Here is a 20,197-nt window from a genome sequence, read left to right as displayed (position 1 = left end):
CCTTCACTTCAGACAGAAATCGTTTGATCGCTGGAACATTGCTTACTCCCGAGCCCACCTCCCTCTCAAAGTGCCCACAGTTCTTTGCCAACGCCACACCACCCGCGATTGCAACCCGGGCCCAGTTTCGAGAGCTTTGCTACGAGGCCTTTGCGGTGCTGCACTCAGGCGTGACCAAGACGCCCGTCTATGTGGCCCAGCGCTTGAACCGCAGGCTCATCGAAGATGCGGATGAGAAGCAGGCCAAACGGTTCTTTGCAGATGCTCGCTTACCCAGTGCTGAGCGTGCCGAACTGGAGGATTACAAGAACTCTGGCTACAGCCGAGGTCACATGGCGCCTGCCGGAGACATGCATACACCGACCGCCATTGCCCAAAGTTTCAGTCTGGCCAACATGGTTCCCCAGATTGCCCAGCACAACAGTGGCGCCTGGAGCAAGATCGAACAGGACACACGGCACTACGTGAAACGTGCCAAGGGGGATGTGTTTGTGATCACTGGGCCGGTGTTCACAGATGCGGGGCCGCGCATTGGCGCCAACGGAGTGAAGGTGCCAACTTACCTTTACAAGCTGGTGTACGACGCCACCACCCAACGGGCCTGGGCACATTGGCGGCAAAACCGAGAAGGTGAGACGGTTGGGCGTCTGATCAGCTATCAGGAGCTCGTGAGCCGCACAGGCGTGGAGTTTCTCCCAAGAAACGCATTCCAGCACTGACCATCAGCTCTGCAAGCAGCCCCGAGCTGTATCCAGCTGCATTTGAATTCCCTTCAGTTCCACATATACCTATTGCCATCCAGGTAACCTCACCCTGACCAGCCCCTCGTTGGTCTGACTTCACCCCACCCACAAGCCCGGTGCACGTTCGTGTGCCCCGGGCTTTTTTGCGTCCATCGCAAGGAGCCTTCCATGACTGTTTGTCCCATCTGCAAATCCACCCACGTGACCACCCGCCAGGTCGGTCGCGATACCGGAAGAACCCTCGGAGGTGTCGCCGGAGCGGCGAGCGGCGCTGCCAGCACCTGGTCTGGTGCCCAGGTCGGCGCTTCCTTCGGGGCGGTTGGTGGCCCCGTTGGTATCGCCCTCGGAGGCATCGCTGGCGCTCTGCTGGGTGGACTGCTCGGCGCGACTGCGGGCTCCGTCGCAGGCAGCCGCTTGGGCGATGTAGTTGACGAGCACTACCTCGGCAACTGCGAATGCCAGGACTGCGGGGCTGTGTTTACCGGCACCTCTCGTTCCTGATCCCGTTTCCCCCGCTGCCTCTGCTGGAGGCCGCTGCGCTTTCCTTCATTCCTCTCTCTATCCCTCTCTGTCTCTGTCCATCTTCATTAAGAAAGCCCTCTCATGTCCCACCTCATCGAAACCATGGCCCATGTCGGCCAGACTCCCTGGCACCAACTGGGCAATGCCCTGCCCAAGAAACAACCCATCGACGTCTGGGCACAGGCCGCTGGCATGCAATGGCATATCCGGGAGACGCCCGTGCGCTACCTGGCTACCGACGACAGCTCCAACCTCTACGGCGAAGCCATGGAGTTTCCCGACCAGAAGGTGCTGTACCGCAGCGATACCAAGGCCCCCTTGTCCGTGGTGTCGGGACGCTACCAGGTGGTCCAGCCCAAGGAGGTGCTGGAGTTCTACCGGGATCTCACGGAGGTTTCGGGCTACGAACTAGAAACCGCCGGTGTTCTCAAGGCCGGACGCAAGTTCTGGGCACTGGCCCGCACAGGGAAGACCTCGGCCCTCAAAGGCAACGATGTGGTCAACGGCTACCTGCTGCTGGCCACCTCCTGCGACGGCAGCCTGGCCACCACTGCCACGCCCACCACCATCCGGGTGGTCTGCAACAACACCCTGTCCATTGCCCTCAGTGGCGCCACCAGTGCCATCAAGGTGCCCCACAGCACAACCTTTGATGCCCAGGCAGTGAAGAAGCAATTGGGTATTGCAGTCTCCCAATGGGACAGCTTCATGTACCGCATGAAGACGCTCTCGGAGCGCAAGGTCAAGAGCCACGAGTCCATGAACTACTTCCTCAAGGTGCTGTGCCAGACGGATGCCCATGCCGATCAGGCCATGGGCCTCACGAACGAGCGTGCCCTCAAGAAGGTGCAGGCGATGTACGAAGGTCAGGGCCGTGGTGCAGAACTGCAGGCCGCCAAGGGCACAGCCTGGGGCCTGCTGTGCGCCGTTACCGAGTTCGTGGACCACGAGCGGCGCGCGCGTAGCCAGGAATACCGGCTCGACAGTGCCTGGTTCGGCCAGGGCGCAGCCCTCAAGCAGCGGGCGCTGGAGCAGGCGCTGCAGTTGGCATCGTGAATGCCAGGTTCAACGGTTCAAAGCGCCGAAGCAAAAGAGCCTTCCTTCCATTCTTTCCACCCCTTCCGCAGCAAAGCCCCGGCCCTTGAATGGGACCGGGGCTTTTTGTTGTGCGGAGTTTCTACATCCAAGGAGTCACCATGTCTCAACCCTCTGTTCATACGGATTCCGTTTCTGCGCCGTCTTCCTCGGCAATCCCCAAGGCCCGACCCGCTTTGAAGCTGGTCAAGACGAACACTCTCAAGCGCGACGATTGGCTGCAAGTTCGCAAGGGGGGCATTGGCAGTTCCGATGCCGCCGCTGCGGTGGGCCTGCATCCCTACAAGTCCCAGCTCCAACTGTGGATGGAGAAGACCGGGCGCAATGCCGGTCTGCCCGTGGTCGATCCCAATGACGACCAGAGCCCGATGTACTGGGGCACGCTGCTCGAACCCATCGTGGCTGCGCACTACACCCGGCGCACGGGCAACAGAGTTCGGCGCGTCAATGCGGTGCTGCAGCACCCTGAACATCCCTGGATGCTGGCAAACCTCGACCGGGAGGTCATGGGTGCCCCGGATGTCCAGATCCTTGAATGCAAGACGGCGGGGATCAACGGAGCCAGGCTGTGGCGCGATGGCGTACCCGAGTATGTGCAGTTGCAGGTCATGCACCAGCTGGCCGTGACCGGCAAACAGGCTGCCGATGTGGCCGTGCTCATGGGTGGGCAGGAACTGCAGGTGTTCCGGATCGAACGGGACGCCGAGATGATCGCCCAGCTGATCCAGTTGGAGCAGCAGTTCTGGGGCTATGTGGAGCGGGACCAGGAGCCCCCAGCCGATGGCTCGGACTCTGCGGACCTGGCTCTGCGTTGTCTCTATCCCCGTGACAGTGGCACCACGCTGGATCTCTCCAGCGACCTGGAGATGTCAGCCGTGTTCTCTGACCTGCTGGCGGTGCGGGAGGTCATCACCACCCAGACCGCACTGGAAGCTCAACTCAAGCAACGCATCCAGCAGCGAATGGGCGAAGCCACACGGGCGGTATTCGAGACTGGGGAAGTGTCCTGGAAACGCAGCAAGGACGGAACGGCACTGGACACCGCGCAGTTGCTCAAAGATCGGCCCGAACTGGCGCAGGCCTATTCACTCACCAAGCCAGGCAGTCGGCGGTTTCTGGTGCAGCAGTAGTCGGGCGAGGCAGGCACTAGAGCCCTCCCATACCCATCAACCACTCACAGCGGACCTCCACCACATCGGTGCGGGTCCGCTTCTTTTTGTCTCGAAAGGAATCACCATGCTGAAAGGTTTGGCATTGACACCCCCGGTCATTGGCCGGATATCGATTGGCAAAGTCGTGGAGAAGAACGGCAAGCGGTTGCCGGAGAAGGATGACGAATTCACCATCACCAGCCAGGTACAGAACCGCGATGGCTGGGTGAACCATCCGGTCGATGAACAGTTGCGCAAGGACAAGAACGCCAAGCTTCGAAGCATTCCGGTGCGGCTGCTGTTTGACGATCCTCATCTCAGCCTGCGGGCGAACTACACGATGTTCGACCGCGCCACCGGACGGCCCCTGTGTGTGGGCAACGGGGAGACCTGCAAGCGGGCCACGCTGTCCGGGATGCAGAGCTTTGCATGCCCGTCACCTCAATCCTGTCCATTGGCCGAAGGCGGCAACTGCAAGCCCTATGGACGCCTGAATGTACGCATCGACGTGGAGGGAGCGGGGAGTGATGAACTGGGCAGCTTTGTGCTGCGCACCACCGGGTTCAACAGCATTCGGACGCTCGCGGCACGGCTGCGGTATTTTCATGCGGTGTCGAGTGGAATGCTGTCTACCCTGCCACTGGAGCTGCGTTTGCGCGGGAAGTCCACCACGCTGTCACACCGCACGCCGATCTACTACGTGGATCTGACGCTCAGGGGGGAGACCACGCTGGCGCAGGCCATCCAGAATGCCCGGACCGAATGGGAAGCTCGCAAGGCGGCAGGGATGGACCAGGCGGCGATGGATGACGCGGCCAGGGCTGGGTTTGCGCTGGGGGAGTTTGAGGAGTCCGAAGAGGACGGTGCTGCGGTGGTTGAGGAGTTTTATCCGGACGCGGAAGGGAGCTCTGGAGACGGACTGGACCAGGCCCCTCAAGATGCCGGGTACGGGCCATCGCAGCCGCAGAGCACACGACAGAGGCCGTCTGGACCCCAGCGCAATCTCGGCCACAAGCTGGGGGAACGGCTGAAGGCTCAGGGCATGGTGCCCATCGGCGCGCCTCGCTCTGGATCGGTTGTGGATACGGGGGTGGGCCATGGCAGCGGCTGACAAAGCAGAGAGGCTGCGCGCCGGTCGATCTGCACCGTTGGTGCAGGTGTACACGGCGGGACTGTGCTGGGAAACGGAGCCGATGGTCATGGCGTGGGCGCTGGCGCAGGGTGCGGCAACCGCCGCCCCTTTGCACCGCTTGCCCCTGGAATGCCCTGTGGAAGAACCGCCCGGAGATCACCGCTCTCTGTGGACGGCGCTGTGGCAGGCGGCATGTCTGTTGCGCCCAGAGGTCTCACCGGCCCGGTGGCGACCAAGGGTGTGTCGTCTGGCCCGGATAGCCGGTGCGCTGATCCGCGTTGTTACGAAGGCTGACGTACCAAATCAGCGCGAAGCCACGCAAGACCCAAGGACGGCATTGGACGTCCGAATGGAAGAGTGGGCTCGTCGCCTGCTACTGCCATTGCCGCCACCGACAGATTCGTTTCGCCCAGCTATCTCTGTGCAGGAATGTGCGGAGCTGGATCTTGATGCGATGGACCAATGCCGTCGTGAGGGCGGCGTCCTGCTTGTGGCTTGGCGACGGGCACGCCCGGCAACCCAAGGTGACGACGGCTGGCAATGGCGCGTCGTTGCTGGACTGGAGGGATTGGAAGACCCGAGAGCCAGGGGAGCTTCGGCAAACTTTGGAGAGGGATTCCAACCCCGTTCTGTGTTGTTGGTGCCCCAGGAGGTAGAGACAGTCTGGGGGTGTGGCTATGGGACGCGGTTGGATCCGGCTGCGTCCTTGGATACCACCTCACCCGAGACAAGCAACCACTGGCAGTTGCGCAGCCTCTATGGCGGTTGGACTGCAGTGGAGGTGGTGCGAGTGCTGATGCTCAGGCCGAGCCCGGGATGACGGGCTTGATGACCCAAGAGAACCATCGTCTGCATGACCGCCCCTGGCCTTTGCTGGGGGTGGTCTTTTTCTTTTCGAACTTGCAGCGCCTCAGCCGCCCGCATCGGCAATCAGGTAATCCATCTTGACGGGCTGGATACTCGCGGAGGCTTGAGATTTTTTCTGATCCTCCAGGTACTTCAAAGCGTACGAGATTTGCACCGTCCGGGTCTTGTTCTTGAATTCGTAGTTGTACGTGGCAGTGCACGAATACCTGCCGAGCTCCTTGTCGGACTCGGTGGTGGAGACATTGGACAGGTAGCGCTTGCCGAGGTGGGGCTTGATCCTGGAGTCGAATCCACCGACGTTGTCGATGTGCGAGTGGATGACTTCAAGGACTTCTTTTTTGGCCTCTTCGTCATTGCAGGTCAAGTGGTTGCTGCCGCAGGCCGTCAAGCCGCATGCCAGTGACAGAGCAACGATGGCGGCAGTGGGTTTGGGCATCCTGGTGTTGTTGGGTTGCATGTTGGCGTTTGGTTGGTTGAGGTGATGACCTGTGCCGGGGGCTCCGGCACAGGTCATCTGGGTACGGGGATTGGGTTGCGGCATGTCACGCTGGCGCACGCCGCCAGGGCTTTGGTAATTCGCGCACGCAGGGTGGCTATTTCCGCAGGTAGAACACGTAGTACACCAGGGGGGCAAACGGGTTCGAGAAGATCAGGATCAAGAAGCCAATGGGCTTCTTTTGAACGACGCAGTGGCCAAAACAGATCAGCCATAGCAGTACGTAAAGGGGGATCAAGAGCAGCAGCAGGACTTTCATTGAGGGACTTTCAGATTTGAGCCACCAGGACCTGGCGCTTTTGGGTGTATTCCGCCTCTGTCAGGAGGCCTTCGTCGAAGAGCTCTTTCAGTTCCCGCAGCGACTCTTTGGCGCGTTGAGCAGGGGAAGCATTCGGCGCATGCCGTTTTACGGTGTCCACGATGGCGGTCAGCATCTCTGCGAAGAGCGCCGCATTGGACTTCTTGGGCACGTTGGACCTGAAGACATAGGTGCCGTTGATCTTCAGCACGCTTTCCAGCAAGCCCTCTTGAAACTGGACATCCTTGATGTCGCTCAGCAGCACGTGGAAAGGTGTCTCCATGATGTTGTGCACATGCAGGGCTGATCGGGTCAGAAGCAGACCATCCTTCGCATTGCCAAAGACGGTGTTGTCGATCAATGCCAGTGCATCGTCTGCACCGTCATTGCCACCGAATTCGGAAACGGCGTTTGCCAGCTTCTTGGCAGGGATGTGCGGAGAGAAAAAGATCTTGTCGTCGTTGATGCTGGACCGGTAGGTCGCGAGGATTTCTTGGATTTCTTCTTCCATTGCGTGGCTCACAGTTCGAGGCTGCGTTTTGTCAATGCAGGAGCCGCGTGTCTGAAGCGCATTCAGCCCCTCCCAAGCGCTGCTTCTTTCTGACTTGCTGGGCCCATATGTGAAGCAAACACCGTAGATGCAAATTTATCAGAAAAGCATCCTCGCTCGGTGTCCGCAAAGCCCCAAGCACCCACCTCGCTGCCCGATCCCAACAATCTTCGGGACGTGCTGGCCTACTGGATGCGCCTCAAGCGGGTGGAGAAAGGGTGGTCGCAAGAGCGGCTCGCGATGGAGTGCGATCTGGATCGCACCTATGTGTCAGCGGTGGAGCGCTCGCGCTGGAATGTGTCGCTGTCGAACATCGAGCGCTTCGCGCAGGCGCTGGATGTGGAGCCTTGGAAGTTGCTTAAGCCACCGAACGGGGGCGAGTGAGTCGTGGCAGCTTACCACCGCTTTGACCGGGGGCAGCGCTTTACCTCGAAGCTTTATGCAGACCGTTGCGGCAGTGATCGCCAGGGCAATGGCCTCACATCGTGTCTCTGGACTGGTTGCCCACGCATTGTCGATGCGGTAACCATGGGTCGAGGCTTTGCTTCATGAATTTCACTGGTGGTAAAATTTATTTGCTCAAGACCTAGTCGCAACTCAAAGAGAAGTGAACACTATGAACGTAGGGCAAGCCATTCGACTATGCCGAACGCAACGGGGTGTCTCTCAGAGCGCCATCGCGAACAGAGCCAACTGCTCCGTGTCCTACCTGTCGATGCTTGAGAACAATAAGCGCGACCCGACACTTTCGACGGTCACCAAAATTGCCGAGGCATTACATGTGCCTGTCGGCCTGCTGTTCGTTCTGGCTGCCGATCAGAATGAACTGGGTGCGATTGATGAGAACCTCGCCGATCAGTTGATGCAGTCTGCGCTAGCATCGCTGGGAACATCGACCAACCTGACAGCGCGAGCGGGAAGTCACTATGGCTAATGCCGAACAACTCAAGGCGTTGGTGAAATCCCATATCGAGCGGGATGACCGACACTTCTATTCTGTCGCCATGCAGGTCGCGGCCCGTGAAGCGAAGGTGGGCCATGGCAAGCTCGCGGAAGAACTGCGTGACATGATCGACTCGGCAAAAGCCCGTGTCTCGCCGGATAGCCCCGAGGGAAAACTGGTGCCGCTGGCTCGTCCGCGCGGTGAACTGGCGAACCTATTGACGGTTTCCTATCCGAAAAATCGACTGGCGGACATGGTGCTCGACGCGGAAATGGCTGAACAGCTTGACCGCATCATGAAAGAGCAGAAACACCATTCGCGCATCCGCGAGCATGGCCTGTCGCCCAGACGCAAACTGCTGCTGGTCGGCCCGCCAGGCACTGGCAAGACGATGACCGCCTCTGTGCTGGCCGGTGAACTTGGCATTCCGTTGTTTGCTGTTCGACTGGATGCCCTGATTACCAAGTTCATGGGGGAGACTGCAGCTAAATTGCGTCAGATCTTCGATGCCATCAATGAGGTGCGCGGCGTTTACTTCTTCGACGAGTTCGATGCCATTGGTTCGCAGAGAGGGTTGGCCAACGATGTGGGCGAGATTCGGCGGGTGCTGAACAGCTTCCTGCAAATGATCGAGAGCGACCAATCCCATAGCTTGATCGTCGCGGCGACCAACCATGTGGAGATTCTTGATTACGCGCTTTTTCGTCGATTCGACGATGTGATCGAGTATCGGCTTCCGACTACGCCGCAGGCCGCCAAGCTGCTCCAGTCGCGGTTGGGCAAGTTCGCGCCCAAGCCTTTTCCGCTGAAGGCCATCACCGCCAAAGCGGAAGGCTTGAGTTACGCAGAGATCAAGCGCGCTGTGGATGAATCCATCAAGGAGGCAGTGATGCACGACGAGGAGCGCGTGAAGGTAGATGTGCTGGCACGAGCTTTCGATGAGCGCCGCAAGTTCAGCCTCAGAATGAACAACAAGAAGGTCGTGCTGAACCATGCCGGATCAACAAGAAGTTAAACGTCCGCATTTCATTCTTCGCGACACATCACAGGCCGTCGAATTCAAAGCGCACTCTGCTGGAGGCAGATCGACGCGCGACGTGCCGACTCTGCCCCGGCAGCAGCACGGTGCGTCCCTTCGCGGTCAGATCGAAAACTTGAAGCCCGCAGTAGCGGAGGCTGTGCAAGCTCAGCGAGACCTGCGACTGGAAAGCGGACTGGGTTTGCAAATTCAGTTCTCCAGCCAGCCTGATGTCGAACTGGCATTCGAGAGTTTGGCGAACGAGACCAAGAAGATCGAGCTCCTAAGTGTGCGCCATGAGGGCAACCAGACTTTCGCCAATGTCTTTGTCCCTGATGGGGGACTCGCGCACTTTGAGAAGTACGTTTCCGACTATCTGCTGGAGAAGAAGGACAGTCGCGGTCAGGCGCGTGACCACCGGAAGCTATTGGATGCCATCGAGTCCATTCGAGCAGCCGAAGTCCGGGCCTTATGGACTGATGATCCCGACCTCTTGCCAGCTGATTTGACGGCTGCCTTTTGGTGGGAGGTATGGCTGCCTGTTCGTGGTCAAGGGCAACGGCAGGTCGTCGTGGAAGACTTCAAGAAGCTTGCCCGCTTGGCGGAATGTGTCGTCAATGAGGAGCAGGTCAACTTCCCCGAGCGCACGGTACTGCTCATGTACGGATCGCAGCAGCAGCTTTCTCGGTCGGTGATGACGTTGAACTGCGTTGCCGAGCTTCGCTATGCCAAGGAAACTGCCGAATTCTTCGATGGCATGGGCGTGGGTGAGCAACGGGAATGGGCGGAAGATTTGCAGCGACGTGCCCAATTGCCGCCATCGGACGATATCGCCCCCCGAGTCTGCCTACTGGATTCCGGTGTGACGCGCGCGCATCCGCTGCTGGAGCCCCTTATGGATGCTGGAGACCTGCATACGGTGGAACCGGCATGGGGCGTGGATGACGAAGCGGATCACGGCACGGGGCTCGCCGGCTTGGCGGCCTATGGCGACCTTACGGATGCCTTGTCCTCTGCTGGCCCGATCAACGTTCCTCATCGGTTGGAGTCGGTCAAGCTCGTGCCTGCGGAAGGCGCTAACGAAGGAGATGCGCGTCACCATGCCTATCTTTTTACCGAAGGCGTTGCGCGCCCTGAAATCTCCGCTCCGAATCGGCCGCGCGTGTTTACGTCGGCTGTGACAGCTTCGGACTACCGTGATCGTGGCCGTCCTTCGTCATGGTCTGCGGCTGTCGATGGCCTTGCTGCGGATACCGATGGGGCTGGCGAAAGTCCGCGTCTGTTCGTGCTTTCTGCTGGCAATACACGCGATCCGAATGCGTGGGCTGGGTATCCCGATAGCCTTTCCACCAATCTTGTACATGACCCCGGCCAGGCATGGAACGCAATCACGGTGGGTGCTTGCACTGACAAGATCGATACGGAAGGACACCCTTCCTTGAATCCGGTCGCTGAAGCCGGTGGCCTCAGTCCTTTCACGACGACAACCAGAACGTGGGACCGGGCATGGCCGTTGAAACCCGAAGTGGTTCTGGAAGGTGGCAATGCTGCCAAGAATGATCTCGGCGCGGTCGGCATGGCCAGCCTGAACTTGCTGACGACCCACAACGAACCGCTGAATCGCCTGTTCACCACTAGCAACGCCACCAGCGCAGCGTCTGCACTGTGCGCGGGGATGGCGGCGCAGATCATGGCTGCCTATCCGCGCATTCGACCGGAAACTGTGCGTGCGCTGTTGGTGCATTCGGCGCAATGGAGCGAGACCATGCGCGGTATGTTCCTGCCCGCAGTGCCGAACAAGGATGACTATGTTCATCTGATCCGTCACTGTGGTTGGGGAGCCCCGGACTTAAGTCGGGCACTCTGGAGTGCGGGGGACTCGCTGACCTTACTGGTTGAAGATCAGGTGCATCCCTATGCGAAGGTTCAGGGCAAGGGCATCGTGACGCGCGACATGAATCTGCACTCATTGCCTTGGCCGAAGGATGAGTTGGAAGCTTTGCAGGACACGCCCGTCGAAATGCGTGTCACGCTCTCGTACTTCATTGAGCCCAATCCGTCGGCGCGTGGCGCTACATCGAAGTATCACTACCCTTCCCATCGCCTGCGATTCGATGTGCAGCGTCCGCTTGATGCGTCTACCGAGAACTTTGTCGCTCGGGTGAATGCGGCAGCCCAACGCGAGGATGAGGGTGATCCAGTGAATCCCTCTGATCCCAATTGGCTGCTGGGTGAACGGCAACGACATCGTGGTTCGCTGCACCAGGATGTCTGGAGAGGCACGGCGGCTGAATTGGCCAGCCGTGGCTTCATTGCTGTCTATCCTTCGGCAGGGTGGTGGCGTACGCGGCCTGCGCTAGAACGCTATGGCCTGCCGGCGCGGTATAGCCTTGTGGTGTCCATTCAGACGCAGCAGACAGACGTTGATCTTTACGCTGCGGTTGCTCAAAAAATCCCTGTCGCGAATGCCGTTGCTGTGCAAACATGACTGCTGCCGTTTGAGCTCCAAATCCGTACCCTTAAGCCACTTTGCCGCGACTTTGTTGGGGTGTGGTCCCGCTGGATCTGCTGTTGTCGATTTGCGTCGTTCCGACGATGCTCTGGAACTCTCTGAAATATTCCGGCTGATTTGCTGCAAGCCAACGAACAATTGGTGCGCAGTCCATCCACTTTTCCAAGAAGCGCTTTAGCACGGTAAGGTGCAGCACATCAGGCCCGTATGTTTCCTCAATGGCTTTGTTTTGCACTTGCAGTGCGGCCATCTCTCGTTCCATCTTTGCCATGGACTCCACCGATACAGTGTCACTGGCGGCCGCTTGCGTGACCAGCATGTTAGATGGTGTGTTGTACAGCAGGGCATTTGCAAACGCAGTAGTGAAGTTGTTCTGGCCAGACATCAACTCAGCAGCTTCGATTTGCCTGATGGGCTTCATGCGCCGCAAAATCGTGAATGTCTTGGCTGGACACGGTTTGTCTTGTAGTTGTTCAATAACCTCAGGGCAAATGCCATCCAGTAACCTAAAATGATTTCTGATGGTTGCTGGTGACAGATGCAGCGTCTTTCCCAGTCGTTCTGCGGAGACACCGTGTTCCATTGCCTTAACAATCATTTTGTGCGCTTGCACAACTGTCATCCGATTGATGCGTTTGTTGTATGTGTACGTGTCATCATCGGTGGCAACCAAGCAATCCACATCAGCAATGCCTAGAATTTTCAGTGCTTCAATGCGCAGATGCCCGTCCATCACGAAGTAGTGACCTTGGTTGATCGGATGCGGGAAAACTACTGGTGGTTCGACCAGGCCGACATCTCGTATTGATGACAGGATCTGCTGGAAGGTGATGCTGTCCTTGACGCGAGGTCGCAAAGTTTTAAGGTAGGTGAGGTTGGATAAGGGAATCAGCACACATTCTTTCAAGAAGGCAGATTTGGTCTTCTCGATTGGCTCGGTAGGCGGTGCGCTGTTCGCTGTGGGTGTAGTCGAATTCATGGCCGATCCCCTATCGCCATGCGATCTTTAATGAGCTTTGGAATTGAATCCATTTTTTCGGCACGAAGAATCGAAACAAAGCTCTTGTCCGCAAACAGCTCTTTCAGGGCCTGGGTCGCAAAAACCAACTTGTCATGCGTGAAATCAGCCTTCTTCGCGGCAAGGCGCTGGTTTTCCGCCTCACGCTCAAAGATTCGTCTCAGTTCAAGCGGAGTCAGCGTCTTGCGTTTTGCCGTTTTGCCAAGCGGGGGATTGCCGACCAGCTTGCTGCGATTCGCTCGCTGCTCCAGAAGCCTGCGTAGCGTAGACAACTTCTTGCCGCGAAATCCCTGTTCATAGGCATCGGACAGAAGGTCTTGAATTTCGCTAGCACTGCTCCTGGCAATTGTCGTCGCCATGCTCAATGGGATGGTTCCCATCTCGACCGCGCTCAGCAGCTTTTCTTCCCCGCGCTGCAAGAGCCCACCAATCATGTTTACCCACGAAGCGGTAACGCCAATTTTCAGTGCTATCTGGGTATCGTTGAAGCCGCGTTCCTTGAGGCTGCCCACCTCGCGCATCAAGTCGATAGGACGATGCTGCCTTCGCGCAATGTTCTCAACGAGGCTCATCACCAAGCAGTCGTCTTCAGGAGCGTCCGTCACAAACGCGGGAATCTCTTCCTGGTTCAGCATCTGAAATGCTTCTAGGCGACCTTGACCGCATATCAGATCGTATCGGACGGAGCCGTCTTTCAACGCTCGGCGGCTTACCTTTATGGGGCGCTTCAGACCTACGCAGCGGATGTTCTCCACGATGGCTTCGTGCTGCTTCTTGTTGCGAGTGCGGGGGTTGAGGACATCAACCAAACAGACGGGGATCATTTCCACGCTTTGATGCGTATTGGTCATGCTGCGTCCTTCAGGCTGTATCGAGCAGCTAATTCATTCAGGATGTCCAGCGTGTCGAACCTGTAGCTGTCAATCAGCCCATAATTTTCTTCGCTGATCCGGTCAGGCCACGCACCGGTGTCGATACGCGGAATGAGGTAGTAGTCCCGCACCTTCGCGTTTGAGCTGTCCATCCGTACCGCGACGGTAATGTCAGGCTCCAGGCTGGTATCGAAGCGGACGCGCCAACGCAGTGTTCCCGCTGCTGTTGTTTGGCATCTCGCAATGACCAAGGAGACCGTCCATTCCCCATTGATGGTCAGCAAATCATTGCCTGCATCGCGATGAACACTAGCGTTCACTGCATGCAATTGCTGAATGACCTGATCCACCAAATCGGGCCGGTGCTTTCTGAGTGCTCGATTGATTTCCAGATAGCGGTAGTCCCTATCAGGGTGAAAGCCAACCAATGCGTATGCGGTGATCAGTCCTCCAAATCGCGCCTGGTAGGCTGTGCTTGAGGGCATGCCCTCTTGCTCATCAATGATCAGTCCAGACAAGGTGCCTGACCGTGCCAATAGATCGCGAAGGAGTGCCAACATTTGCGCGTCGTCGAGTCGATGCGAACGCGCGGCAATGATCTCACGCGCTTTCTCGAACAAAGACGCAGAGATGATTCCCTCGAACGCACCGTCGCAGCGCACCCAAAGTTCCGGGGCATTCCGAACCCGTACCTGTTTAAGTTTGAATGACCGACGGTTGTAGACGTTGTTGCCGATGTACTTTTCGTTGGTCAGGATCTGGTGGACGGTGCCTCGTGTCCATGCTTTTCCCAGGTCTGTGAGAAGTCCTTCGGCATTGAGTGCATTGGCTATCTCCCGCTCTGGCCTACCAATTTCGACAAAGTCGTGGTAGATGCGGTGCACCACAGCAACTTCTTCAGGCGGACCGCGAACCAGAACCACGCGATCCGTCTGGATGCTTTTGTGCTCTCCTGATTGAAGCAACCCCTTCGACTCGCGCTGTTCGTTGATCAGTTCACGGCGTAGACCATAGCCAGGGGTACCCCCTTGGTGAAATCCACGTCCGGCCAGGTTGCACTGACCAATGAAGACTTTGGTCGAGAGCACACGGCTGAATTCGCCATCCATCGACCGCTTGAAGTTCTTGAAAACGGCTGCCATTGGCGTCCCATCGTTGTCGAAGGGCTCTGCGCAATAGGAAACAGGGGCACCTGCTTGGGTGCAGAGATATTCGTAATGAGCGCTTTCGTCGGTGTCTTGAAATCGACCCCAGCGGCTCACGTCATACACAAGGATTCCACGATACGCGGCGTGATGCCCCTGCACGTCAATGAGCAACTTGCGAAACTGTTCACGCCCTTCGGCATTCAACCCGCTCTTGCCTTCGTCTGCATAAATTTTTACGACCACCATGCCGTGCGCTTCGGCATACTTCTTAATAGCAAGAGTCTGATTCTCAGTGGAGTACCGTTGATGGTCCGTAGACATGCGGACATACGCAGCCACCGGCACCAAGCCGTTGGCTTTCGTCGTCTCAATTGCGGCGCTCAGACGGGTCAATTCGACCTCCCAGCTAGCAAGGGATGTCAGTGGTCGAACAGTATGGCAATGTATTCAAAGATCGGGGCACCAAACATCTTGAGGGATACGAAAAATTTCCCATGTAACATTTGGGAATATTTAGTCCGCGCTGAACAATTCAGTTTTCACCCCGAGACAGGCCGTTGATCAATGGCAGCGGCGATTGGTGTGCCGATGACTGCCAGCATGGTCAGCCCGAAGCGAGCGCATTCTCTTTGTGACCTTGCAACTGTTTAGGGCAGGAGGGCATTAAACGTTGCGAATATTTTTTCTGCCCTCTCCAGAGTAGCCAAGACGGCAGGAGAGTCTCGATCTAAGACTTGCGGATTGTCGAGCAGCCAGCGAGCAGGGCCAAAGTGATCAAACTCCGGTACTTCCGGTGGCATCAACTTGAAGAGAGCTTCTGCCTTCTTCACTATTCGCTCGGTCTCTGCCGCAGCTAAGAGTTCATCTTTGGAGACTTCTTTACCGACTGGCGGCTTGTAGGCGCCATTGAGAATTTCTGCAAACAGCTCGGGATCGAAGATGTCCTCCACGTCAGCCTCTTGCTGGCCAACGAAGTCTGCCGCAGTGAAGAACCGGCCAGCCTTCAGAATCTGTTCTCTTTTGACAGCCTCGATTTTTTTCTTTTCCGCGTTGGCCACATCCGACAGAACAGCGATGTCGATGTGATTGCCGCCGAACAGCCGGACGAAGGGGGCAATCTTGTCGATCCCACCAGATGGGCACAATGTCCAGCGGCGGTCCATACCTTCGCGGTCTCGTTTGCGTAGTGCCTGGGAAAGCGTTTGAAGGTAAAGGATGTCTGATGGGCCTTCGACAAGCCAAGTGTGTGAGCCTATGAACATCGACTGCGTGACTTCATAGCCTAGAGCGCCTTGCAAGGGGAACAAGGTGTCATCGCTGACTTCAAGCACATCAGCGTGAATTTTCGTACCCTTTAGTTCCGGTCTGCCGGTCCGCTGGTTGTACAGGATGAAATCTTCCACGATACGCACATCGCCCAATCGATCCATCGGAACCATGAATGGCGAATGGGTCGTGAAGATGACCTGATGATCCGGCAGCAGCCTTTCAACGATGTAGCGCAGTAGGTCTCCTTGCGCCTTGCCATGAAGTGTCAGACCTGGTTCATCCAGTAAGATGATGGCGTTGTTTTCTGTCTTTTTAAGTTGCTTGAATTGAGCCAAAAAGGAGAAGAACCACACGAACCCAGCGCTGCGCTCTGACAGCGGCAATGTTGCTTTGTGATTGGTATTTCGTATGCGTATGTCTGCGACCACCCCTGCATTGAATGGTGGGGGATCGTTGGGTTTTCCGGAGTCGATCTCAATGACCACCTCCAACGCGTTGTTCTGGCTCCAGAACTGAAAAATCTCCTCTGTGATCTCATTGCTGGCCGCCTCACATTTAGCCTTCAATGCCTCTCGCCGATCTGCGCCGATAAGCTCTTCCAACGTCGTCCCCGCGTATTCCAAGAAGGACAAGAAGATTTTGTCGCCGACGGTAACCTTGTTGTGTTGCCTGTCCTGCTGGAGCTGATTGAGCGATACGATCCCAGACATCCGCTCGAAATGCGATGTGAAAAAGAATCGTGGCTGCCTAGCTTCCAAGATGTCGATGATGCCTAGTACGAAGCGCGACTCGCGCACCTTTTTAAGGTCTTCTAGAAGAGCAGACTGCTTGGCTGTTGGCTCTGCCAGTCCAGAAAGCGCCTTTGTCGCCTCCTGACCATTTGCAACGTTGTGGAGAATGTTCCTTTCGGTAGCGTCCAGGGCGTGTTTGTTGACTAGATGCTCCAGACACTTAGCGTCATCGACCTCGATCTTCCATTGCCGCTTCTCATCGTCATAGCGAAATCCGTAGTGGACTTCAAAACTATCGCTCTTCAATGCTCCAGGCCCGAAGCGTCTGTCCACTGCCAAGATGTCAGCAGGATCGAGCTTCCACCATGTCCTAATGACTTCTGCTTCGCCATCCGGGTGTCGTTCGTCAAAGCGAGTAGAAAAGCGGCGCGGATAGTCGATAGTCTCATCAATATCGAATGACTGGGACTTTGATGGCCTCAATGCTCGAAGTGCACTCAGAATGGCTGTTTTGCCTGCCTCGTTCTTGCCAACCAAGCATGTGAGATTGCCAATCTCGAACGTACCGCTATCCTCGACTGATCGATAGTTTTGAACGCGCGCTTTAACCAGTTTCATCGCTGCCCTCCTCAACTAATTTCGGATGATTCTCGAATTCATCGAGCTTGATTTAGGGTGTACCACGCTCCCTCAGTGCCTCATACAACCCCGCAGGCCCCAGCAAAACATCCCTGAGCCCCGTTCGCACACGGTCTGACCCCAGTGCCTGTTTGCTCATGCTTCCGTGGGCTGCCAGTGCATCCATGATGGCGTTCATGATCTCGCTGGCCAGGTCGGGTGAGTTCGCAAACTGTTCCTTGGTGTTGTTCATGGCCTGCTGGTGCAGCAGGTCAGATTCGAGCAACTTGCCCTTGAGGACGTTGTTCACATAGACGAGCTTGTCGTCGTCCGTGAGTTCACCCTCGAACAGATCATTCACCTTGGACAGGATTTCAGAGAGCTTCACCTTCAGGGGCTCCTGCACCTCCCCACCGCCTGTGTCCGTCAGCGGCTTGAGCTTCGTATCGGTATCGCTTTCCTCATCCAGCGGGAGATCGCGCTTGCCAAGCTCTTTGAGCTTGTGGTGGGTGAGGAGGACTTTGGAAAGGTCAACTCCTTCGCGCTCGCGGCCGAAGTCCAGCAGGGGCAGCAGGCGTTTGAAGAAGATGGCCCGCTTCTCTATGGCGGTGTTGCCATAGTCAAACATTTGGCTGAGGAACGCGTATACGCGCACGAAGGTTCCGAGGTCACGCTTGAACAGGGTCAGGGCGTTGAGCTCATCTTTGGCTGCCTTGGCCTCTACACTGCCGGGTTTCTTGGACTCGTCAGTGACGAAAGTCTGGTGTGCTGCCTTGTACCGCTTGAGCAGTCTGTCCGCCACAGGCTCGATGGCTGCGACCAACATCGATTGCGACGCGTTAGGGTTGAGCTCCACGACAGCCACGCGGTCCACCTCATATTCATCGTAGTGCCCACTGCCATCCAGTTTGGCGCGCAGGTCGTAGATCAAATGGGGGTCCGTGACGCCCGCCAATTCGGCTGTTTCGTAGTACGTCTGAAAAGCGGCAAGGACTTCATCGGGGTCGTTGACGAAGTCGAGGATGTAGGTCGTATCTTTGAGCCCATGGGAACCGTTGTAGGCGCGATTCAAGCGGCTCAACGTTTGCACGGCTTGGATGCCCGCCAAACGCTTGTCTACGTACATGCCACACAGCAGCGGCTGGTCAAACCCCGTCTGGAATTTGTTCGCGACGAGCAGGATCTGGTATTCGTCTGTGGCGAAGGCATCGCGGATATCCCGCCCTTTGAGATTGGGGTTGAGTTTGGCACTGACTTCGGTGACAGGATCGGGCGAGCATTCCGGGTCGTTGACCTCTCCAGAGAAGGCAACCAACGAGTCGAGTTTGTAGCCGTAGTCGTTGATGTACTTGTCAATTGCCAGCTTCCAGCGCACAGCTTCAACGCGACTGCCCACCACCACCATCGCTTTGGCATTTCCATTCAGGAGCGGCTGTACGTTTTCTCGAAAATGCTCCACTACAACCGCAACCTTCTGGCTGACGTTGTAGGGATGCAGACGCACCCAGCGCATGAGGCCTTTCATGGCCTCATTGCGCTCTACGGATTTTTCATCCCACTCTTGGCCGTTGTGGGCCAGCTTGAAAGCCAGTTTGTAGGGGGTGTAGTTCTTGAGGACATCGAGGATGAAGCTCTCTTCGATGGCCTGGCGCATCGAATAGACATGAAACGCCCCAGGTAGATTGCCCGGGCCAGCGGGTTGATCTGGATTCGGTCTGCGTCCAAACAACTCCAGTGTCTTCGCCTTGGGAGTAGCGGTGAAAGCCACATAGGTGATGCCTGCATCCTGCCCAGCTCGCGCCGCCATCTGGATCGCCAGCAGATCTTCCGTACTGACTTCTCCACCATCAGCCAGCTCCTTGAGCTCCTCAGAGCTCAGGAGCTGTTTGAGCTTGGACGCCGCCTCGCCAGTCTGGCTGCTGTGTGCTTCATCGGCTATGACGGCAAAGCGCTTGCCTTGGGTCGCGGCCAGTTCCTGCACCGCCTTGAGGGCAAACGGGAAGGTCTGGATGGTGCAGACCACAATCTTCTTGCTACCCGACAGGGCTGCAGCCAGTTCGCCGCTTTTGCTGGCGCTCTCTCCCTTGATGGTGGCGACCACGCCAGCCGTCCGTTCAAAATCAAAGATGGCCTCTTGCAGCTGGGCGTCGAGCACGTTGCGGTCACTGACCACCAGTACCGTGCTGAACACCTTGTTGTTCTGGGTGTCATGCAGATCCGCCAGGAAGTGGGCTGTCCAGGCGATGGAATTGGTCTTGCCCGAGCCCGCGCTGTGCTGGATTAGGTACTTCTGACCCGGCCCTTCAGCGATCACGGCCCGAACCAATGCCCGTGTCGCATCGAGTTGGTGGAAGCGTGGGAACAGAATGGCTTTGATCTTTTTCTTGGTATCCCGTTGGGTCACAAGGTAGCGCCCCAGAATCTCCAGCCAACTGTCTCGCTGCCACACCTGCTCCCATAAGTACGCCGTGCGGTGACCCTGGGGGTTAGCCGGATTGCCCGCACCACCTCGGTCTCCCAGGTTGAAGGGCAGGAAATAAGTGGCAGGCCCTTGCAGCTTGGTTGTCATCATCACCGTGCGGTTGCTGACCGCAAAGTGCACCAATGCGCCACGAGGGAAGTCCAACAGAGGTTCTGTGGTGTTCTTGCCTTTGGGCTTGGGAAGGCGGTCAAAGCGGTACTGATCTACTGCCGCATTGATGTCCTGCGTGAAATCCGTTTTGAGCTCCGCCGTGGCTACAGGAATGCCGTTCAGGAACAGCACCAAGTCAATGATGTCGTCGTGGTTGGTGCGGCACTGGCGCACCACGCGAACGCGGTTGGCTGCGTAGCGGGACTGCAAATCGGGGTTCATCGCCAGCGCTGGCTTGAACTGGGCGAGCTTCAAGGGGACCTTGAGACCCAGCATATCGATACCCACCCGCAGCACTTCCAGGGTGCCGCGTTCATCCAAGGCCTTGCGCAGGCGGTCGAGCAGCATGGCTTCGGCAGAGGCGCCATGGGTCTTGGAAAGAGCATCCCAAGCAGCGGGCTGTGTAGCTTGAATCCAAGACAGCAAGTCGGCGGGGAAGAGGGCGCGAGGGGTGTCGTAGCCACTGGCATCGCCGTCACTCCCTGGTGCTCCATACAGCCAGCCATTGGCGGCCAAGTGGTTGCAAATATCGAGCTCGAACTGAATTTCGTTGTGCAGTGCCATCCCTCGCCCTCAGCAGCT

Annotated in this window: 17 protein-coding genes; 9 read left to right on the top strand and 8 right to left on the bottom strand. The window is 57.4% G+C overall.

The genetic code is table 11. The annotated features are described in order from the left end of the window. Positions 1 to 23 precede the first annotated feature (23 nt). From OIN59_RS09825 to OIN59_RS09805, 5 genes are all read left to right on the top strand, one after another. Complete coding sequence (locus OIN59_RS09825; protein WP_274109683.1) at positions 24 to 719, top strand: DNA/RNA non-specific endonuclease; 696 nt, start codon at positions 24 to 26, stop codon at positions 717 to 719. 192 nt (positions 720 to 911) lie between these two features. Beyond that, a complete protein-coding gene (locus OIN59_RS09820; protein ID WP_274109681.1) occupies positions 912 to 1,244 on the top strand; it encodes a hypothetical protein in 333 nt (110 codons plus the stop codon). Positions 1,245 to 1,346: 102 nt separating this feature from the next. Continuing rightward, positions 1,347 to 2,321 (top strand): DUF932 domain-containing protein, encoded by a 975-nt coding sequence (locus OIN59_RS09815; RefSeq protein ID WP_121506776.1) that lies wholly within the window; start codon positions 1,347 to 1,349, stop codon positions 2,319 to 2,321. A gap of 140 nt (positions 2,322 to 2,461) precedes the next feature. Continuing rightward, positions 2,462 to 3,490, top strand: coding sequence for a YqaJ viral recombinase family nuclease (locus tag OIN59_RS09810; protein WP_274109676.1), 1,029 nt, complete (start codon positions 2,462 to 2,464; stop codon positions 3,488 to 3,490). A gap of 106 nt (positions 3,491 to 3,596) precedes the next feature. Then, positions 3,597 to 4,622: a recombination directionality factor gene (locus OIN59_RS09805; protein ID WP_274109674.1), complete on the top strand. Its 1,026-nt coding sequence runs from the start codon at positions 3,597 to 3,599 to the stop codon at positions 4,620 to 4,622. A 931-nt stretch (positions 4,623 to 5,553) separates the two neighbouring features. Here the strand turns inward: OIN59_RS09805 and OIN59_RS09800 are convergent. From OIN59_RS09800 to OIN59_RS09790, 3 genes are all read right to left on the bottom strand, one after another. Beyond that, positions 5,554 to 5,946 carry a hypothetical protein gene (locus tag OIN59_RS09800; RefSeq protein WP_274109672.1) on the bottom strand — a complete coding sequence of 131 codons (393 nt, stop codon included), beginning with the start codon at positions 5,944 to 5,946 and terminating at the stop codon, positions 5,554 to 5,556. Positions 5,947 to 6,103: 157 nt separating this feature from the next. Next, complete coding sequence (locus tag OIN59_RS09795) at positions 6,104 to 6,265, bottom strand: hypothetical protein (protein WP_274109670.1); 162 nt, start codon at positions 6,263 to 6,265, stop codon at positions 6,104 to 6,106. Positions 6,266 to 6,275: 10 nt separating this feature from the next. Next, a complete protein-coding gene (locus OIN59_RS09790) occupies positions 6,276 to 6,815 on the bottom strand; it encodes an SHOCT domain-containing protein (protein WP_274109667.1) in 540 nt (179 codons plus the stop codon). A 159-nt stretch (positions 6,816 to 6,974) separates the two neighbouring features. Here OIN59_RS09790 and OIN59_RS09785 point away from each other — a divergent pair, with 159 nt between their 5' ends. The 4 genes from OIN59_RS09785 (at position 6,975) to OIN59_RS09770 (ending at position 11,303) form a co-directional block, all read left to right on the top strand. Beyond that, positions 6,975 to 7,238: a helix-turn-helix domain-containing protein gene (locus OIN59_RS09785; protein ID WP_274109665.1), complete on the top strand. Its 264-nt coding sequence runs from the start codon at positions 6,975 to 6,977 to the stop codon at positions 7,236 to 7,238. 232 nt (positions 7,239 to 7,470) lie between these two features. After that, a complete protein-coding gene (locus tag OIN59_RS09780) occupies positions 7,471 to 7,788 on the top strand; it encodes a helix-turn-helix domain-containing protein (RefSeq protein WP_103018244.1) in 318 nt (105 codons plus the stop codon). Then, on the top strand, positions 7,781 to 8,812 hold the full coding sequence (locus OIN59_RS09775; RefSeq protein WP_274109662.1) for an AAA family ATPase: 1,032 nt from the start codon (positions 7,781 to 7,783) through the stop codon (positions 8,810 to 8,812). Before OIN59_RS09780 ends, OIN59_RS09775 begins: the two co-directional genes overlap by 8 nt. Further along, positions 8,790 to 11,303, top strand: a complete 2,514-nt coding sequence (locus tag OIN59_RS09770; RefSeq protein WP_274109660.1) for a S8 family peptidase — start codon at positions 8,790 to 8,792, stop codon at positions 11,301 to 11,303. Before OIN59_RS09775 ends, OIN59_RS09770 begins: the two co-directional genes overlap by 23 nt. Positions 11,304 to 11,334: 31 nt before the next feature. Here OIN59_RS09770 and OIN59_RS09765 read toward each other — a convergent pair whose 3' ends face one another. The 5 genes from OIN59_RS09765 to OIN59_RS09745 form a co-directional block, all read right to left on the bottom strand. Next, positions 11,335 to 12,306, bottom strand: a complete 972-nt coding sequence (locus tag OIN59_RS09765) for a plasmid partitioning protein RepB C-terminal domain-containing protein (protein ID WP_274109658.1) — start codon at positions 12,304 to 12,306, stop codon at positions 11,335 to 11,337. Continuing rightward, positions 12,303 to 13,196: a plasmid partitioning protein RepB C-terminal domain-containing protein gene (locus OIN59_RS09760; protein ID WP_274109656.1), complete on the bottom strand. Its 894-nt coding sequence runs from the start codon at positions 13,194 to 13,196 to the stop codon at positions 12,303 to 12,305. The genes OIN59_RS09765 and OIN59_RS09760 overlap by 4 nt, the downstream gene beginning before the upstream one ends. Beyond that, positions 13,193 to 14,758 (bottom strand): recombinase family protein, encoded by a 1,566-nt coding sequence (locus OIN59_RS09755; RefSeq protein ID WP_274109654.1) that lies wholly within the window; start codon positions 14,756 to 14,758, stop codon positions 13,193 to 13,195. The genes OIN59_RS09760 and OIN59_RS09755 overlap by 4 nt, the downstream gene beginning before the upstream one ends. Positions 14,759 to 15,012: 254 nt before the next feature. Beyond that, a complete protein-coding gene (locus OIN59_RS09750; RefSeq protein ID WP_274109652.1) occupies positions 15,013 to 16,983 on the bottom strand; it encodes an AAA family ATPase in 1,971 nt (656 codons plus the stop codon). Positions 16,984 to 17,035: 52 nt separating this feature from the next. Further along, positions 17,036 to 20,179, bottom strand: a complete 3,144-nt coding sequence (locus OIN59_RS09745; protein WP_274109650.1) for a type I restriction endonuclease subunit R — start codon at positions 20,177 to 20,179, stop codon at positions 17,036 to 17,038. Positions 20,180 to 20,197 lie beyond the last annotated feature (18 nt).

This window comes from Acidovorax benzenivorans (assembly GCF_028680575.1).
Taxonomy (GTDB): Bacteria; Pseudomonadota; Gammaproteobacteria; order Burkholderiales; family Burkholderiaceae_C; genus Acidovorax; species Acidovorax benzenivorans.
This window is presented reverse-complemented; position numbering and strand designations above follow the sequence as displayed.

Coding starts and splice junctions, on each gene's coding strand:
- OIN59_RS09820 (WP_274109681.1), top strand. CDS start 912: ATGACTGTTTGTCCCATCTGCAAATCCACCCACGTGACCACCCGCCAG.
- OIN59_RS09815 (WP_121506776.1), top strand. CDS start 1,347: ATGTCCCACCTCATCGAAACCATGGCCCATGTCGGCCAGACTCCCTGG.
- OIN59_RS09810 (WP_274109676.1), top strand. CDS start 2,462: ATGTCTCAACCCTCTGTTCATACGGATTCCGTTTCTGCGCCGTCTTCC.
- OIN59_RS09805 (WP_274109674.1), top strand. CDS start 3,597: ATGCTGAAAGGTTTGGCATTGACACCCCCGGTCATTGGCCGGATATCG.
- OIN59_RS09800 (WP_274109672.1), bottom strand. CDS start 5,946: ATGCCCAAACCCACTGCCGCCATCGTTGCTCTGTCACTGGCATGCGGC.
- OIN59_RS09795 (WP_274109670.1), bottom strand. CDS start 6,265: ATGAAAGTCCTGCTGCTGCTCTTGATCCCCCTTTACGTACTGCTATGG.
- OIN59_RS09790 (WP_274109667.1), bottom strand. CDS start 6,815: ATGGAAGAAGAAATCCAAGAAATCCTCGCGACCTACCGGTCCAGCATC.
- OIN59_RS09780 (WP_103018244.1), top strand. CDS start 7,471: ATGAACGTAGGGCAAGCCATTCGACTATGCCGAACGCAACGGGGTGTC.
- OIN59_RS09775 (WP_274109662.1), top strand. CDS start 7,781: ATGGCTAATGCCGAACAACTCAAGGCGTTGGTGAAATCCCATATCGAG.
- OIN59_RS09770 (WP_274109660.1), top strand. CDS start 8,790: ATGCCGGATCAACAAGAAGTTAAACGTCCGCATTTCATTCTTCGCGAC.
- OIN59_RS09765 (WP_274109658.1), bottom strand. CDS start 12,306: ATGAATTCGACTACACCCACAGCGAACAGCGCACCGCCTACCGAGCCA.
- OIN59_RS09760 (WP_274109656.1), bottom strand. CDS start 13,196: ATGACCAATACGCATCAAAGCGTGGAAATGATCCCCGTCTGTTTGGTT.
- OIN59_RS09750 (WP_274109652.1), bottom strand. CDS start 16,983: ATGAAACTGGTTAAAGCGCGCGTTCAAAACTATCGATCAGTCGAGGAT.
- OIN59_RS09745 (WP_274109650.1), bottom strand. CDS start 20,179: ATGGCACTGCACAACGAAATTCAGTTCGAGCTCGATATTTGCAACCAC.